Consider the following 16,545-nt stretch of genomic DNA (forward strand, 5'->3'; position numbering starts at 1 on the left):
ACGGGACGCGCTCGGTTCGTCGCCGCTCAAGTAGTGTGCCACCACACTATATTTGTGCCTTCAGCGACTAACATCGAGTATGAGTACCGATCGGGTCGACGCCGAAAGCAAGGTCTCCGGGAATCAGGCCAATATTCCCGCGCGAATCCGTCGACAACTCGATATCGATGACGGTGATCGACTTCGGTGGCACGTCGGAGATGACGGAACGATCCGAGTGGAGGTCGTTCACCGCCGCGGTGGCTCGTTCGCTGATTTCACCGGATACGACGGTGACGAGGAGACCGACGCAACGACGGATCACGACGCCTGGGGAGTCGAATAGATGCCGCGTGCGGTCGTCGATACGTCGGTGCTGTTTGCCGCGAGTTACCGCCGAGACGGGGCACACGAAGCCGCACTTCCGATTCTTCGCGGGATCGACGATCAGTCCCTGCCCGAGGCGATCGTCCTCGATTACGTTCTCGCGGAGACGCTCAATGGACTGACGACACACGCTGGTCACGAGCCGGCCGTCGATTTTCTCGACCGTATAGAAGAAAACGCCAGATTTCACCTCGTTTCGATATCAGCTGATACGTTGGCGACAGCGAAATCGCTGTTTCGCCGGCATAGCGGCCTTTCGTTCGTCGACGTTTGTATTGTCGCGTATATGCAAGCCAACGATGTCGAATGCCTGTACGCGTTCGACGACGATTTCGATCGCGTCGACGAGATCACTCGACTCGGGACCGCGACGAATCCGTACGATCCGGGCTGACTACCGCGCGTCCTCGAGTTCCTCGAGCGCCGCCGGGTTCTCGATACTGCTCATGTCGCCCAGGTCCTCGCCGGTGTAGGTGGCCTGGATGGCTCGGCGGATGATCTTGCCCGACTGGGTCTTCGGGAACTCGTCGACGAACAGCACCTCGCGCGGGCGGAACGGTTTGCCAAGTTCCTCGCCGACCTGGGCGCGCAGTTCCTCGCGGAGGTCGTCGGTCTCCTCGTAGCCGTCCTCGAGGACGACGTAGGCGACGACGGCGGTGCCGGTGGTGTCGTCGGGCGCGCCGATGGCGGCGGCCTGATTGACCGCCGCGTGATCGATGAGCGCGCCTTCGACCTCCGCGGGGCCGACCTTCCGGCCGGCCACGTTGAGGGTGTCGTCGGCCCGGCCGTGGAGGAACCAGAAGCCGTCCGCGTCCTTCTGGGCCCAGTCGCCGTGGTCCCACATGTCCTCGAAGGTCGACCAGTACTCGTGCAGGTAGCGCTCGTCGCCCGACCACAGCGATTTGGTCATCGAGGGACAGGAGTCACGCGCGACGAGGTAGCCGCGTTCGTTGTCCTCCTTGACCGAATTGCCCTCGCGGTCGACGACGTCGATGTCCATCCCGAGGCCGGGCCCGCCGAGCGTACAGGGCTTGAGCGACTCGGTCGGCATCGGCATCAGGAAACAGCCACAGATCTCGGTGCCGCCGGAGATGTTGATGATCGGGGCCTCGCCGCCGCCCACGTTCTCGTGGAACCAGTGCCAGGACTCGGGATCCCACGGCTCGCCCGTCGAGCCCAGAATTCGCAACGAGGAGAGGTCGTGGCCCTCGAGCCACTCGTCCCCGTGCTTGCGCAGCGCCCGGATGGCGGTCGGCGAGATGCCGAACTGGGTGAGTTTGTGGCGGTCGATCATCTCCCAGAACCGGTCGGGCTCGGGGTAGTCCGGCGCGCCCTCGTACATGAAGACGGTGCCGCCGAAGGTGTGGGTCCCGATCAGGCTCCAGGGCCCCATCATCCAGCCGATGTCGGAGACCCAGAAGAAGCGGTCCGCGGGCTTGAGATCCATCCCGAAGTGGACCTCCTTGGGACACTGGACCTGGACGCCCGCGTGGGTGTGAACGATCCCCTTCGGTTTGCCCGTCGTGCCCGACGAATACAGCAGCATCGACTCCTGACTCGAGGGCAGCGATTTCGTCTCGTAGTCGTCGGCGGCGGTTTCGACGGCGTCGGCCCACCACTCGTCGCGGTCGTCGTCCCAGGGGACTTGCCGTTCGTTCCGCTCGTCGCTCGAGCCCAATCGATCGAAGACGATCGTGGACTCGACGTGGCCGGCCTCCGCGATCGCCTCGTCGGCGGCGGACTTGAGGAAGACCGGATCGCCGCGCCGGTAGAAGCCGTCGCCGGTAAAGAGGACCGAACACTCCGAATCCGCGATCCGGGTCGCGGCCGCGTCGACGCCGAAGCCCGAGAAGATCGGTACTGCGATCGCGCCGACCTTGAAACAGCCATAGAGGATCGAGACGACCTCCGGCACCATCGGCATGTAGAGCCCGACCGTGTCGCCGGTGCCGATGCCGCGTTCCTCGAGCGCGTTGGCGACCTGATTCGCCCCCCGGTGGAGTTCGTGGTACGTGACTTCGCGGACCTCGCCGTGTTCGCCTTCCCAGATCGTGGCGACCTTGTTCCGGCGCTCCTCGTCGAGGGCGGCGTGGCGGTCGACGACGTTGTGGGCGATGTTGAGTTCGCCGTCAGGGTACCAGTCGGTGAACTGCGGTCCCTCGCTGTCGTCCCGTACCTCGTCGTAGGGCTCGTAGAACTCGATCCCGAGGTAGTCGACCAGTTCGTCCCAGAACCACTCGACGCCGCTGTCGGGTTCGCCCTCGAGATCGGTCGTCGTCCGCTCGATGAGTTCCTCGTAGTCGTCGATCCCGTAGGTCTCCATGAACTCGGCGACGTTCGTCGACTCGACGAACTCCTGGCTCGGTTCGTGGGCGATCTCGTCGATGTCCTCGAGGCTTGGGCTCGTGTTCCCGGACATTGTCACTCGTAGGTTAGCGTCATGCCACCATCAAACAACAGGTCGCCGCCGTCCAGGTGCCGGCCGAGATCCGAGAAGCCGAGCAAAAAGAGGTTGGCGACGTCGATCGGTTCCATCATCTCCGTGACTCGAGACTGACCGAGCATCACGTCCTCGATCACCTCGTCGACCGAGATGCCGCGCTGTTCGGCGGTATCCTCGAGTTGGGCGGTCACCAGCGGCGTCTTCACGTAGCCGGTGCTGAGCGAGAACGCCCGGATCTGCCCGTCGCCCTCGGCGGCGATCGACTGGGTCAGTCCCCGCAGGCCGAACTTCGAGACGTTGTACGCGACCTTGTCGCTCGTGACGTAGTGGCCGTGGACCGACGCCATGTTGCCGACACAGCCCGTGCCGTCCGCGGTCTCCCGGAAGTGCGGGAGACACAGTTTCGAGAGGTACAGCGGGGCCCGGAGCATGATCCGATGCATCAGGTCGTAGGTCTCCATCGGGAACTCGTCGATGGGGTCGATGTGTTGCATCCCGGCGACGTTCGCGAGGTACTTGAGATCGCCAACCTGCGCGGCCTCGTCGACGATCCGTTCGACGTCGTCGTCGACCGTGAGATCGCCGGGGATCGCCTCGATCTCGCCCTCGAGACCGAGGTCCTCGCCGCGAGCCACCGTCCCGTCGAGGCCGTCTTCGTCGACGTCGGTCGCCGCGACCGTGAGGCCGTTACCGGCGGCGGCCAGTGCGGTCGCTCGGCCGATACCGGAGGCTCCGCCAGTCACGAGACAGACGTTGCGGTCGGTAAACGAATCATCGGGGAACCGGTAGATCTCGTCGTCGTCGACCGTCGGTGCCGTGACTTTCGTCTGGGACATGTTTTCCGTCTGCCACTCACCGCGGACGGGCATAAAAGTATCCGCGGCCGCGGTTCGCTGGCCGCTCGCGCCGGCGAACGTCTTTTGCCGTTCTACGGCGTTCGACGTAGCATGAGTACTCGAGCCGGGACCGACGAGGGTGCCTTCTGGGGCGACGCCACCGACGACGTCGCGCTCGAGCGCTATCGGACGCTCGTCAACACGATCGACGACGCGATCTACCAGCTCGACACCGACGGTTGCTTCGTCGCGGTCAACGACGTCATCGTCGAGGCGACCGGCTACGCCCGCGAGGACCTCCTCGGCGAACACGTCTCGCTCGTCCTCGCCGACGACGACGTGGCCCGCGTCGAACGCGAGATCACGACCCGGATCGCCGCGAACGACGACGAGATCGCGACCTTCGAACTCGCCGTTCGAACTGCCGACGGCGACGCGATCCCCTTCGAACTCCGCGTCAACCTGCTGCTCGAGGACGGCGAGTTCCGGGGGACCATCGGCGTCGCCCGCGACCGCTCCGAGAAGCGCCGTCGACAGGACACGCTCGCGTCGGCGATCGCCTCCTACGAGTCGATCACGAGCGTCATCGACGGGGCCGACATCGGCGCCATCGTCCTCAACGAGCAGTGTGAGATCGAGTGGGCCGACGAGTCCGTCGAGGAGTACTTCGGCCTCGATCGCGCGAGCCTCATCGGACGGGACACCCGGACGGTCGTCGACGAAGTCCTCAAACACCGGGTCGACGATCCCGGGTGCTTCGCAGCGACCGTCCTGTCGTCGTACGACGACGAGCGCTACGTCGACGGGTTCGAGTGTCGGATCACCGGCGACGACGACCGCGAGGGCCGCTGGCTGTCCTACCAGAGCAAACCGATCGAATCGGGGGAGTTCGCCGGCGGACGGGTCGAGTTCTACTACGACATCACCGATCAGAAGGAGTCGGAGGGCGCGCTCCGGGAGAGCGAAGCGGCGTTCCGGTCGCTGGTCGACGCCGTCGAGGAGTACGCCATTTTCCGGCTCGATACCGACGGACACGTCGTCAGCTGGAACGAGGGGGCGCGCCAGATCAAGGGCTACGAGCGCGCGGCGATCCTGGGCGAACACTTCTCGCAGTTTTACACCGACGCGGACCGGGCCGCGGGCGTTCCCGCACGGAACCTCGAGCGGGCCCTCGAGAACGGCTCCGTCGAGGACGAGGGGTGGCGCGTTCGCGCGGACGGCACGCGGTTCTGGGCGAACGTCACGATCACGTCGGTCCGGGACGACGACGGCACCCATCGGGGCTATCTGAAGGTGACCCGCGACATGACTGACCGCCGGGAGCGCGAGCGCGAACTCGAGAGCGAACTGCAGCGTATCCTCGGGCGGATCTCCGACGCTTTCTATGCGGTCGACGACGAGTTCAGGTTCACCCACGTCAACGATCGTGCGGCGGAGCTGCTGGAACGCTCCGAAGAGGAACTCCTCGGGGAACGCCTCTGGGACGTGTTTCCCGACCTCAACGAGATCGACGAGGTCTGGGACGCCTTCCATACGGCCCTGGAGTCCCAGGAGCCGACCAGCTACGAACTCTACTACGACACGCTCGATTTCCGGGTCGAGGCGAACCTCTATCCTTCCGAGACCGGGATTTCGGTCTACTTCCGGGACGTTACCGAACGGCGGGAACGCGAATGCGAACTCGAGCGGACCGAGCGGCGCTTCGAGGCTATCTTCGAGGACCCGAACATCCTCGTTGGACTGCTCGAGCCCGACGGGACGGTGATCGACGTCAACGGAACCGCCATGGAGTACGTCGACGCGGAGCTGACGGACGTGATCGGCGAGCAGTTCTGTGAGACGCCGTGGTGGGGCGGGGAGTCCGCGGACGTTCGAGAGGACGTCAGGGAGTGGACCGAACGAGCCGCCGCCGGCGAGTACGTCAACTTCGAGGCCGACCTCTCCAGACCGGACGGGGAGCGATACACCCTGAATGGTGTCTTCCGGCCGGTCACGAACGACGACGGCGACGTCGTCTCGATCGTCGTCTCGGACCGGGATATCACGGAGCGCAAGAAACGCGAGCGCGAACTCGAGGAGTCCGAACAGCGCTATCGCACGCTGGCCGAGAACTTCCCGAACGGCGTCGTCACGCTGTTCGACCACGACCTCGAGTACACGCTGGCGGCGGGCCAGGGCTTCGAGAAGATCCCGGTCGACCCGGCCGACATCGAGGGCAACCACTACGCGGACGCCTGGGATGCGGCGACCAGCGACGCGCTCGAGCCGGCGCTTCGGGGCGCACTCGAGGGCGAACAAGGGGCGGTCGAACTCGAGTACGCCGGCCGCGAGTGGGTCGTCTACACGGTCCCGATCACCGACACCCGCGGCGACGTCTTCGCCGGCGTGACGATGGCCCACGACATCACCGAGCGCAAGGAGTACCAGCGCAGACTCGAGGAGACCGTCGATCGACTCGAGGAGTCGAACAAACGCCTCGAGCAGTTCGCCTACGCCGCCTCACACGACTTACAGGAACCCCTGCGGATGGTCTCGAGCTACCTCCAGCTGATCGAGGGCCGCTATGCCGATGCCCTCGACTCGGACGGACGGGAGTTCCTCGAGTACGCCGTCGACGGTGCCGAACGGATGCGCGACATGATCGACGGGCTGCTGGCGTACTCGCGGGTCGAAACCCAGGGCGACCCGCTCGAGCCCGTCGCCCTCGAGACCGTCTTCGACGACGTCCTCGAGGACCTGCAGTTGCGGCTCGAGGAGACCGACGCGGCGCTCGAGGTCGGGGAGTTGCCCCGCGTCGAGGGCGATGCCAGCCAACTCCGGCAGGTGTTCCAGAACCTCCTGGGTAACGCCCTCGAGTACAGCGGCGACGAGCCGCCCCGCGTCCGCGTCGACGCCGAGCGCCGCGGCGAGGACTGGGTGGTCTCGGTCCACGACGAGGGGATCGGGATCGACCCGGACGATCAGGACCGCATCTTCGAGGTCTTCGAACGGCTGCACGGTCGCGAGGCCCACGCCGGCACCGGGATCGGGCTCGCGCTCTGTCAGCGCATCGTCGAACGCCACGGCGGCGAGATCCGCGTCGATTCCGAGCCGGGCGAAGGGGCAACGTTTTCGGTCGTGTTGCCCGCGGCGGACGCCGAGTGAGCGACTCAGCTTGCGTCCGCCCGCCGCCGCTCGAGCGTCCGTAACTGCTCGACCCGGGCCTCGGTCGACGGATGCGTCGCGGGCCGCCATCCGAGCAGCCGACGAACGGCTGCGACCGCCGGGCGGACGACGCGCACGTGGAGCCAGACCAGCCCCCGGTTCAGTCCGCGGGGATCGGCCGGCCCCTCGATCGAGACCGGCGGCAGAAACCGTTCGACCCAGTGGTCCTCGCCGTCGTCATCGTCCGCCGAGACGGGCAATGGCCGCGACACGATCCCCAGCGTCGCGCTCGCGTGCAGTCGGGCGTCCCGTTTCGGGCGCGAGTCCGCGAGCGTCTCGAGGGCGCTCGCCAGTGCGGCCGGGTCGCCGAGGAGTTGACTCGCACCGCGGTCGGCGGCGTACTCGCGAGTCTTCGCAAACAGGCCGAGCGCGATCGCGTTCACGCCGAGCAGCGCCCGTGCGACCGCGCTCACGACGAGGTACACGGCCCCAATCACGAGGATCGGCACCGCGAGGATGAAAATACCGACCCCGGTGAAGAGACCGAGCATCACCGCGTTCTCGAGGACGCGACGGAGCAGCCGTTCGCGCTCGAGCAATCGATCGCCGATCGCGACGGTCGCGGCGACGGCCGTGACGACCGGGAGGTCCCGGTTCGCGATGTGTGCGACCTCGTGGGCGAGGGCCGCGTCGAGTTCGTCGTCGTCGAGTTCTGCGAGCAGCCCCCTCGTCACTACGATCGTCGGCGAGCGGTGGCTCCCGACGGTCAGACAGGTCGGTTCGGTACGGTCGGCGATGGCCACCGAGGGCACCGGGACGGCCGCCTGCGTCGCCAACCGCTGGACGCGTCCGGCGACGTTTCTCGGACCGTCGCCCTCGGACGCCGTCAACTCGAGCCCGGCGACGGCGGATCGCGAGCCGTATCGCGCCTGCAGGGCGACGAGACCGACCGCACCGAGGAGGACCGCTCCGACGACGAACGGAACGCCGACGACGGCCGGGCGGGACCAGCCGCTCGCCGCCGCCACGCGGAGCCCGCTCCAGGCGAGAACCGAGAGGACGCCGACGTTGACGCCGACCACCAACGCGAGGGCACCGAGGATCCGGAACTGGAGCCGTCGATCCGGCGAGAGTGCCATACTGTCAGTTCGATACCGTGTTTCCAACAGTGTTGCGGTCGTCGTCGGACCGAGGGACGACCGGCGGCTTCTGGGGTCGGCCCACATATGAGATTCTAGATATGAGTCTGACGTACGTTTATGTGGCCGGCCGGGCCCCTAGTGGATATGTCGAACGATCGCGTCGAGCAGCTCGAATCGACGGTCGCGGAACTCGAGTCGACGGTAGAGGGCCTGACGGACGAACTCATCGAAGCCAAGGAGCGAATCCGGGTCCTCGAGGCCGAACTCGACGCCGAAACGCCGACACGGGTCCCCGATCGGCGGGGCGACGAGGCGGGAACGGTGGCGGGAGACGAGACGCCGGAGGCCGAACCCGACGAAGTCGCCGAGGCGGCGGCCGACGCCGAGGACGAGACGGAGACGGCCGACGAGGAAACGGAAGACTCAGGTAGCGACGACATCATCGTCGCATAACTGCAGCGGCGGCCGCGGTCGGGGAACGGACAACCCGGCAGACGGCCGCGTGTGTGACGGAGGGCTCGGATCAAGAATGTATATCAAGTCGATCGTTCTCGACGATTTCAAGAGCTTCGGCCGCAAGACGAAGATCCCGTTTTACGAGGACTTCACGGTCGTGACCGGGCCCAACGGCTCCGGCAAGTCAAATATCATCGACGCCGTATTGTTCGCGCTCGGGTTGGCCCGAACGCGGGGGATCCGCGCGGAGAAGCTGACCGACCTCATCTACAATCCCGGTCACGAGGACGGTGACGGCGACGCCGGCGGCTCCCGGGAGGCGACCGTCGAGGTCGTCCTCGACAACGCCGACGGGACGCTGACTCGCTCGCAGGTCGTCAACGCCGCGGGCAGCGAGGACGTTGGCGACGTCGACGAGATCCGCATTCGTCGCCGGGTCAAAGAGACCGAGGACAACTACTACTCCTACTACTATCTCAACGACCGCTCGGTCAACCTCTCCGACATCCAGGACCTGTTGGCTCAGGCAGGGATTACCCCTGAGGGGTACAACGTCGTCATGCAGGGCGACGTCACCGAAATCATCAACATGACTCCCCACGCCCGCCGGGAGATCATCGACGAAATCGCGGGCGTCGCCGAGTTCGATGCCAAGAAGGAAGACGCCTTCGAGGAACTCGAGACGGTCCAGGAACGGATCGACGAAGCCGAACTCCGCATCGAGGAGAAACGCGACCGGCTCGAGCAGCTTGCGGACGAGCGCCGCGAGGCGATGCGGTATCGCCGGCTCCGCCGCGAGAAAGAGGAGTACGAGGGCTACAAGAAAGCCAGCGAACTCGAGGAGAAACGCACGGACCTCGAGTCGGTCGCGGCGGAGATCGACGACCGCGAGGACGAACTCCGGGAACTGCAGCGCGAACTCGACGAACGCGAGGGCAAGGTCGTCCGGCTCGAGGAGGACCTCGCGGACATAAACGACGAGATCGAGCGCAAGGGCGAGGACGAACAGCTGCGGATCAAAAGCGAGATCGAGGAACTCAAAGGCGAGATCTCGCGACTCGAGGACAAGATCGAATCCAGCGAGGCCGAGATCGAGGCCGCCGAGGCCGACCGCCGCGAGGCCTTCGTCGAGATCGACCGCAAGCAAGAGCAGATCGACGACCTCGAAGACGAGATCCGCGAACACAAGCTGGAGAAAGCCTCGATCAAGACCGAGATTCAAGAGCGCGAGGCCGAACGCGACGACCTCGAGGCCGAGATCGAAGCCGTCGACACCGAGTTCGACGAACTCAAGGCCGAACTCGCCGAGCGCAAGGACGACCTCGAGGCCGCCAAGACCGAGAAGAACGACCTTCAGCGCGAGCAGGACCGCCTGCTCGACGAGGCCCGGCGGCGCTCGACCACCATCGAGGAGACCGAGGAGACCATCGCGGAAAAGCAGGAGACGTTGCCCGAGATCGAGAACCAGCGGGCCGACTTAGAGCGGGAACTCGAGAAGGCCGAGCAGAACCGGTCGAACATCGCCGCCGTCGTCGACGATCTGAAAGGCGAGAAACGCCGGCTCCAGTCGGACCTCGACGAACTCGACGATGACATTCAGGCCAAACAGCAGGAGTACGCCGAACTCGAGGCAAAGGCCGGCGAGAGCGGCGACTCCTCGTTTGGCCGTGCGGTGACGACGATCCTCAATTCGGGGATCAACGGCGTCCACGGCGCAGTCGCCCAACTCGGCACGGTGCCCGGCGAATACGCCGTCGCCTGTGAGACCGCTGCCGGGGGTCGACTGGCGAACGTGGTCGTCGACGACGACGTGGTCGGCCAGCAGTGTATCGAACACCTCAAATCGCGCAACGCCGGTCGGGCGACCTTCCTGCCGCTGACCGACATGAGCCAGCGCCGGCTACCCAACGCCCCCAGCGATCCTGGCGTCGTGGACTTCGCGTACAACCTCGTCGACTTCGACGAGGAGTACGCCGGCGTCTTCTCGTACGTCCTCGGGGACACGCTGGTCGTCGAGGACATCGAGACCGCCCGCTCCTATATGGGCGACTACCGGATGGTCACCGTCGACGGCGACTTGGTCGAGAAAAGCGGCGCGATGACCGGCGGCTCCGGCGGCGGCTCCCGGTACTCCTTTACCGGCGGCGGCGAGGGCCAACTCGAGCGCGTCGCCAAGCAGATCACCGAACTGCAGGAGGAACGCGAGGAACTGCGCGAGGAACTGCGCGGCGTCGAGGAACGACTCGACGACGCCCGCGACCGCAAGACCGACGCCGCCGACGAGGTGCGCTCGATCGAGGCCGAACTCGAGGGACTCGACGAGAAACGCGAGCGGGTCGAGAGCGAGATCGACGACCTCGAGGCCGAACTCGAAGAGCTGCGGGCGGAACGGGAGTCGGTCGACGAGCGGATGAACGAGATCTCGGCGACGATCGACGAAAAGACGGCCGCGATCGAGGAGATCGAGGCCGAGATCGACGATCTCGAAACCGAACTCGCGGACTCGAAGATCCCCGAACTGACCGATCGGATCGAGGCCCTCGAGGCCGAGATCGACGAGCGCGAGGACCGCATCACCGAGATCGACAGCGAGATCAACGAACTCACCCTCGAGAAGGAGTACGCCGAGGACGCGATCGATGACCGCCACGACGACATCGAGGCGGCCCAGAACCGCAAGGCAGACCACGAGGAGCGAATCGAAGAGTACGAGGCCGAAATCGAGGGCAAGCGCGAGGGTCTCGAGGAGAAACGCGCGGCCGTCGCGGAACTCGAGGAGGAGCTGACGGAGCTGAAAGCCGATCGCAGCGACCTGAAGGAGGAACTCTCGGAAGCGCGGACGAAACGCGACCGACAACAGGATCGGGTCAACACCGTCGAGAGCAAACTCGAGGATGCCCGCGAGCGGGCCGACAGCCTCGAGTGGGAAATCGAGTCGCTTGAATCGGCGGTCGGCGACTACGACCCCGAGGACGTGCCCGACCACGAGACCGTCCTCGAGACCATCGAGTTGTTGCAGTCCGACATGGACGCGATGGAGCCGGTCAACATGCTCGCGATCGAGGAGTACGACGAGGTCCGGGACGATCTCGACGACCTCGAGGAGGGGAAGGCGACGCTTGTCGAAGAAGCGGAGGGTATCCGTGACCGGATCGAGCAGTACGAAACCCAGAAGAAACGGACGTTCATGGACGCCTACGAGGCGATCGCCGGCCACTTCACCGAGATCTTCGAGCAGCTCTCGGAGGGGACCGGGAGCCTCCATCTCGAGAACGAGGACGACCCGTTCGACGGCGGACTGACGATGAAGGCCCAGCCGGGCGACAAGCCCATCCAGCGGCTGGATGCGATGTCCGGCGGCGAGAAGTCCCTGACCGCACTCGCGTTCATCTTCGCGATCCAGCGACACAACCCCGCCCCCTTCTACGCGCTCGACGAGATCGACGCCTTCCTCGACGCGGTCAACGCCGAGCGGGTCGGTGAGATGGTCGAAGAACTGGCCGGCGAGGCGCAGTTCGTCGTCGTTTCCCACCGCTCGGCCATGCTCGATCGCTCCGAGCGAGCCATCGGCGTGACGATGCAACAGGACAACGTCAGCGCGGTGACCGGGATCGATCTCAGCGATAGCGACGACGGTGGTGAGGAGGTGCCCGTGAGTGACTAGCGAGTCGCCACGCGACTCGGATGATCTGAGCGGAGCGCGGCGCGACGCGCCGCGGAAAAGCGAACGGGGAGCGGAGCGATCCGTGAGCGGGGAACGAAGTGACCCGCGAGGTAGCGATCCGCCATGCGGCTCGGAGACGGAACGGGACCGCGACGAGTTCTATACCGACGGCGGCGACGAGATCCCCCTCGATATCACGGGCCACGAGGACCGCGAGCGGCCCGGGGACGCGGACTCGAGCGGTGACGACGAGACGAACGCCGCGAGCCACGCACCCAGAGCCGACGACTCCGTCCTCGAGTTCTCCGAGGACGAGGTGGACGCGGGGGCCGGAGACGACGAGGAGGTCGAACCCGTCGAACTGCTGGTCCAGCTCGCCGAAGAGGGCGAGATCGATCCCTGGGATATCGACGTCGTCCGGGTCACCGACAAGTTCCTCGAGGCGATCGAGGACGCGGACCTCCGGACGTCGGGCCGGGCGCTGTTCTACGCGAGCGTCCTCCTGCGGATGAAAAGCGACGAACTGTTCGCGACCGACGAGCCCGAGGAGGAAGAACTCCCGCCGTGGGAGGCACCGTTCGCCGACGATCCCGCGATGGACGCCGAGGGCGAGGAGCGCCACCCGCCGGGATTCGATCCCGTCGAGAGCCTCGAGGCGGAGATGGAGCGTCGCCTCGAGCGCAAGCACGCCCGCGGGAAGCCGGAGACGTTGGACGAACTCGTTCGGGAACTGCGGACTGCCGAACGGGACACCCGGTGGAAGGAGTCGCGCAGTTACGACACGAGCGACTCGCCGTCGGGGTACGACCGCGGTATGCAGGAACTTGACTACCGCTCGGGCGACGATTTCCGGGTCGACGACGAACCGACCAGCGACGACGTCACCCACACCACCCACGAGGAGGACATCGAGGCGGTCATCGACGACGTCGAGGGCGAACTCGAGGTCCACTACGAGAACGGGCGCGAGGAGGTGCTGTTCGCCGAGATAGACGCCGTCGGCGGCTCGCGCGTGATGAGCTATCTGGCGTTGCTCTTTCTGGCCCATCGGGGCCGGATCGCGCTCGAGCAGGACGAACTGTTCGGCGACCTCTGGATCAGGGAGGCAGCGGTGGACGCGGACGCGAGCGAGGCGATCGCCGACTGAGAGCGGGCCGTCTCGGCTCGAGGAAACGGGGAGTGAGGACGCGGGGGCATTCGGGCCCGCCGCTCAGAGACTTCGCTCGATCGCCGTCCGGAGTCGCCGCTCGAGGTCGGACTCGTCACCCGGCCGGAGCGAGAGGCGCTCGTGTCGCTCGTCGGCGTCGAACTGTTCGGCGAGCAGGCCGCCGCGGCGGTCGATCTCGAGCAGCAGATCGAAGCCGTCGCCCTCGGGCAGCGTGACGACCTCGAGTTCGTCGAGGTCGTCCACGAAGGGGCCGGACCGGGGAACGAACTCGAGTTCCTGAACGAAACGGTGGTCCGCGAACAGCGATTCCGTGGCCTCGCACGTCGCCGTTTTGCGGGCGAACCCGAGTGACTCGAGGGCGTCGAACAGCGTCTCGCGGAGCGGGTCGGGTTCGATCTCGATCGGATCACGGTCGTCCGGATCGACCGCCCAGTCGATGTCGAGGCCGGTATCGAGCCAGACGTCGGTTCGATCCGACGTGACGGGCGTGTGGTAGGGGATGTCGATGGTGACAGTAAACGAGCGTTCCTCGTCGGGGTCGATCGTAAACGAATTCGAGAGGGCGTCCGTCTCGAGCTTCGCGGTTCCGTGGCTCTCGTCGGTCTCGTACCGCGTCACCAGGGCGACGTAGATTCTCTCAACGTCCTGACTGTCGTTGCCGCCGGTAACGTCGACGCGCGCGTCGACTGATTCGCCCGCCGTGAGGGTCGGCGGGAGGACCGTCTCGACCGTCGCCGAACCGATGCCGAGTCTCGATAGGACTCGTTTCATGCGGTCGAAAGGCCGCAGCCGTGGCATAAATATTTTGTTAGGTTAGCGGCGTGAGACGACGGCGAGAAAGCGAGGTTCGGAGCGATCCGCGAGCGTGGCAGCGTTACTCGCCGGCCAGCGCCCACTGGTCGTCACCGACCGACTCGAGGACCTCGCGGCGTTCCATCTCGGCGAGGACCTCGGGGAGGCGGTCGGGCTGGGCGATCTCCATCTCGATGCGTTCGATGCCGTGGTGGTCGGTCAGGGCACGGCGGATCGCCTCGTCCGTGAACGTCTCGCGGTCGCTGGCCTCCATGGCACCGGCGATCAGGTCGACCATGTCCTCGATGAAGTTCCACGGGTAGACGACCCAGGTCCACTCCTCCAAGCGCTCGCCGACGTAGTCGGGCTGGAACTCGCTGGTGCCGAGCAACTGCAGCGTCGCGGTACGGACCTCGCCGGCGTCGCGGTCGGCGACGTAGTCGTACGCGCGACTGATCGAGCCGCCGGTGTCGGCGATGTCGTCGATGATCAGCACGTCCTTGCCCTCGACGCTGCCTTCGGGCATCGGGTAGCGGACGCTCGGCTCGTCGGACTTCTCGGCGGCACCGACGTAGTGTTCCATCTTCAGACTTGTCAGGTCGTCGAGCCCGAGGAAGTCACAGAGACACCGCCCCGCGAACCAGCCGCCGCGAGCCAGCGCGACGACCACGTCGGGCTCGAACTCGTCGTCGCGCACGTCGTCGGCGACGTCCCGACACAGTCCGTAGATGTACTCCCAGTTGGTTATCGTACAGTCGAAATCGTCCGGTAAGTCGGACATCTGGTGGCCACCTACGCGACCCCTCGAGCCCGCGCCCCTTAAGTCGGCTGAAACTGGTTTCACCCCCGATCGAGCGATTGCGGCCCCGTCGCCGGGACCACTGCGAGACGTCGAACGGATCGACGACCGTGAGGGGCCGACGTATCCCCGCCCCTCGAGCGGGCGGTCAGCGAGACGATAGCGCCGAGCCGTGGGAGCGGGAGAGTTTTATAACCTAGTAGTACAACCTAGTTATCGATGTCGAAAACGCAGATACAGGCCGCCCGCGACGGGACGGTCACGCCCGAAATGGAGCGGGTCGCCGAGCGAGAGAACCGCGATCCGGAGTACGTCCGCGAGCAGGTCGCCGCGGGCCAGGCCGTCATCCCGGCCAACCGACACCACGACGCCCTCGATCCGATGATCATCGGTCGCGAGTTCGCGACGAAGGTCAACGCCAACATCGGTAATAGCGAGACGACCAGCGACCTCGAGACGGAACTCGAGAAACTCCACACCGCGGTCCACTACGGCGCGGACACGGTGATGGATCTGGGCACCGGAAGCGACTTAGACGAGATTCGGGAAGCCCACGTCGATCACTCGCCGGTACCCATCGGGACGGTGCCGCTGTACGAGGCCGTCAAGCAGGCGGGCAGTCCCGAGGCGATCACGACGGAGCTGTTGCTCGAGATCATCGAGAAACAGGCCGAGCAGGGTGTCGACTACATGACGATTCACGCGGGGATCCTCGCCGAATACTTGCCGTTGACCGACGGCCGGAAAACGGGAATCGTCTCGCGGGGCGGCTCCATCATGGCCAAGTGGATGGAGGAACACGGCGAGCAGAACCCGCTGTATCAGGTCTTCCCCGAGATCTGCGAGATCTTTGCCGAACACGACGTCACGTTCAGCCTCGGCGACAGCCTCCGCCCGGGGTCGCTGGCGGACGCCTGCGACGAGGCCCAGTACGCCGAACTCGACACGCTGGGCGAACTGACCCGCGTCGGCTGGGACCACGGCGTCCAGGTAATGGTCGAAGGGCCGGGCCACGTCCCGATGCACAAGGTCGCGGAGAACGTCGAACGCCAGCAGGAAGTCTGTGACGGCGCGCCCTTCTACGTCCTCGGACCGCTGGTCACTGACATCGCACCCGGCTACGACCACATCACGAGCGCCATCGGTGCCGCGATGGCCGCACAGGCCGGGGCCGCGATGCTGTGTTACGTCACACCCAAGGAACACCTCGGGCTCCCCGAGGAGGACGATGTCCGCGACGGCCTCGCGGCCTACCGGATCGCCGCCCACGCCGCCGACGTGGGCAACGAGCGGCCGGGCGCACGCGACTGGGACGACGCGCTTTCGGAGGCGCGGTACAACTTCGACTGGCGCGAGCAGTTCGACCTCGCGCTCGATCCGGATCGCGCCCGGTCGTTCCACGACCAGACCCTGCCCGGCGACAACTACAAGGAAGCCCGTTTCTGCTCGATGTGTGGCGCGGAGTTCTGTTCGATGCGGATCGACCAAGATGCGCGCGAGGATGGTGAGATGGAAACCATCGAGGGCGAGGACGGCACCGACCTCGAGGCCTCGCCGGCCGCCGCGGTCAACCGCCCGCCCGTGGGGACCCACCGGTCGGGCGACCTGCCGCCGATGGCCGATCACGAGGGCGACGTGCCGCTCGAGGAACCGAGCGACGACTGACCCTTCGGGGTCCGTTACAGTCACGGAGAATCGACAGTGTGCTTATCCGACGGACCGTGGTCGGTTCGGT

The 16,545-nt window shown here is 66.0% G+C and carries 12 protein-coding genes; 7 read left to right on the top strand and 5 right to left on the bottom strand.

Annotation, left to right across the window (positions count from 1 at the left end; translation table 11 throughout):
- Positions 1-79 precede the first annotated feature (79 nt).
- Positions 80-325, top strand: coding sequence for an AbrB/MazE/SpoVT family DNA-binding domain-containing protein (locus tag NP511_RS06185; RefSeq protein WP_049964837.1), 246 nt, complete (start codon positions 80-82; stop codon positions 323-325).
- Positions 326-760, top strand: a complete 435-nt coding sequence (locus NP511_RS06190; protein ID WP_049964838.1) for a type II toxin-antitoxin system VapC family toxin — start codon at positions 326-328, stop codon at positions 758-760.
- Here the strand turns inward: NP511_RS06190 and NP511_RS06195 are convergent, their stop codons facing one another.
- Positions 761-2,785, bottom strand: coding sequence for an AMP-binding protein (locus NP511_RS06195; protein ID WP_049964839.1), 2,025 nt, complete (start codon positions 2,783-2,785; stop codon positions 761-763).
- A 2-nt stretch (positions 2,786-2,787) separates the two neighbouring features.
- Positions 2,788-3,645, bottom strand: coding sequence for an SDR family oxidoreductase (locus tag NP511_RS06200; protein WP_049964947.1), 858 nt, complete (start codon positions 3,643-3,645; stop codon positions 2,788-2,790).
- A gap of 111 nt (positions 3,646-3,756) precedes the next feature.
- Between NP511_RS06200 and NP511_RS06205 the strand changes: the two genes are divergently transcribed.
- Positions 3,757-6,789: a PAS domain-containing sensor histidine kinase gene (locus tag NP511_RS06205; protein ID WP_049964840.1), complete on the top strand. Its 3,033-nt coding sequence runs from the start codon at positions 3,757-3,759 to the stop codon at positions 6,787-6,789.
- A 5-nt stretch (positions 6,790-6,794) separates the two neighbouring features.
- Here NP511_RS06205 and NP511_RS06210 read toward each other — a convergent pair whose 3' ends face one another.
- Complete coding sequence (locus NP511_RS06210) at positions 6,795-7,928, bottom strand: M48 family metallopeptidase (RefSeq protein WP_049964841.1); 1,134 nt, start codon at positions 7,926-7,928, stop codon at positions 6,795-6,797.
- 147 nt (positions 7,929-8,075) lie between these two features.
- Here NP511_RS06210 and NP511_RS06215 point away from each other — a divergent pair, with 147 nt between their 5' ends.
- The 3 genes from NP511_RS06215 to NP511_RS06225 all read left to right on the top strand — a co-directional run bounded on the left by NP511_RS06215 (position 8,076) and on the right by NP511_RS06225 (position 13,198).
- Positions 8,076-8,384, top strand: coding sequence for a DUF7518 family protein (locus tag NP511_RS06215; protein ID WP_006650263.1), 309 nt, complete (start codon positions 8,076-8,078; stop codon positions 8,382-8,384).
- A 76-nt stretch (positions 8,385-8,460) separates the two neighbouring features.
- Complete coding sequence (gene smc, locus NP511_RS06220; protein WP_049964842.1) at positions 8,461-12,051, top strand: chromosome segregation protein SMC; 3,591 nt, start codon at positions 8,461-8,463, stop codon at positions 12,049-12,051.
- On the top strand, positions 12,044-13,198 hold the full coding sequence (locus tag NP511_RS06225; protein WP_211249090.1) for a segregation/condensation protein A: 1,155 nt from the start codon (positions 12,044-12,046) through the stop codon (positions 13,196-13,198). The genes smc and NP511_RS06225 overlap by 8 nt, the downstream gene beginning before the upstream one ends.
- 63 nt (positions 13,199-13,261) lie before the next feature.
- On the opposite strand, the gene NP511_RS06230 is transcribed toward NP511_RS06225, so the two are convergent.
- Positions 13,262-13,990: a sporulation protein gene (locus NP511_RS06230; protein WP_049964843.1), complete on the bottom strand. Its 729-nt coding sequence runs from the start codon at positions 13,988-13,990 to the stop codon at positions 13,262-13,264.
- Between the two features lie 103 nt (positions 13,991-14,093).
- A complete protein-coding gene (locus NP511_RS06235; protein WP_006650259.1) occupies positions 14,094-14,792 on the bottom strand; it encodes a phosphoribosyltransferase in 699 nt (232 codons plus the stop codon).
- Positions 14,793-15,029: 237 nt separating this feature from the next.
- On the opposite strand from NP511_RS06235, the gene thiC reads away from it, so the two are divergent.
- Positions 15,030-16,475, top strand: coding sequence for a phosphomethylpyrimidine synthase ThiC (thiC, locus tag NP511_RS06240; protein ID WP_049964844.1), 1,446 nt, complete (start codon positions 15,030-15,032; stop codon positions 16,473-16,475).
- The last annotated feature ends 70 nt before the right edge of the window (positions 16,476-16,545 follow it).

This window comes from Natrinema thermotolerans (genome assembly GCF_031165565.1).
Classification (GTDB): Archaea; Halobacteriota; Halobacteria; order Halobacteriales; family Natrialbaceae; genus Natrinema; species Natrinema thermotolerans.

Bases quoted from the DNA above. Each gene is read 5' to 3' on its own strand.
- NP511_RS06185 (WP_049964837.1), top strand. From the start codon at position 80: ATGAGTACCGATCGGGTCGACGCCGAAAGCAAGGTCTCCGGGAATCAG.
- NP511_RS06190 (WP_049964838.1), top strand. From the start codon at position 326: ATGCCGCGTGCGGTCGTCGATACGTCGGTGCTGTTTGCCGCGAGTTAC.
- NP511_RS06195 (WP_049964839.1), bottom strand. From the start codon at position 2,785: ATGTCCGGGAACACGAGCCCAAGCCTCGAGGACATCGACGAGATCGCC.
- NP511_RS06200 (WP_049964947.1), bottom strand. From the start codon at position 3,645: ATGTCCCAGACGAAAGTCACGGCACCGACGGTCGACGACGACGAGATC.
- NP511_RS06205 (WP_049964840.1), top strand. From the start codon at position 3,757: ATGAGTACTCGAGCCGGGACCGACGAGGGTGCCTTCTGGGGCGACGCC.
- NP511_RS06210 (WP_049964841.1), bottom strand. From the start codon at position 7,928: ATGGCACTCTCGCCGGATCGACGGCTCCAGTTCCGGATCCTCGGTGCC.
- NP511_RS06215 (WP_006650263.1), top strand. From the start codon at position 8,076: ATGTCGAACGATCGCGTCGAGCAGCTCGAATCGACGGTCGCGGAACTC.
- smc (WP_049964842.1), top strand. From the start codon at position 8,461: ATGTATATCAAGTCGATCGTTCTCGACGATTTCAAGAGCTTCGGCCGC.
- NP511_RS06230 (WP_049964843.1), bottom strand. From the start codon at position 13,990: ATGAAACGAGTCCTATCGAGACTCGGCATCGGTTCGGCGACGGTCGAG.
- NP511_RS06235 (WP_006650259.1), bottom strand. From the start codon at position 14,792: ATGTCCGACTTACCGGACGATTTCGACTGTACGATAACCAACTGGGAG.
- thiC (WP_049964844.1), top strand. From the start codon at position 15,030: ATGTCGAAAACGCAGATACAGGCCGCCCGCGACGGGACGGTCACGCCC.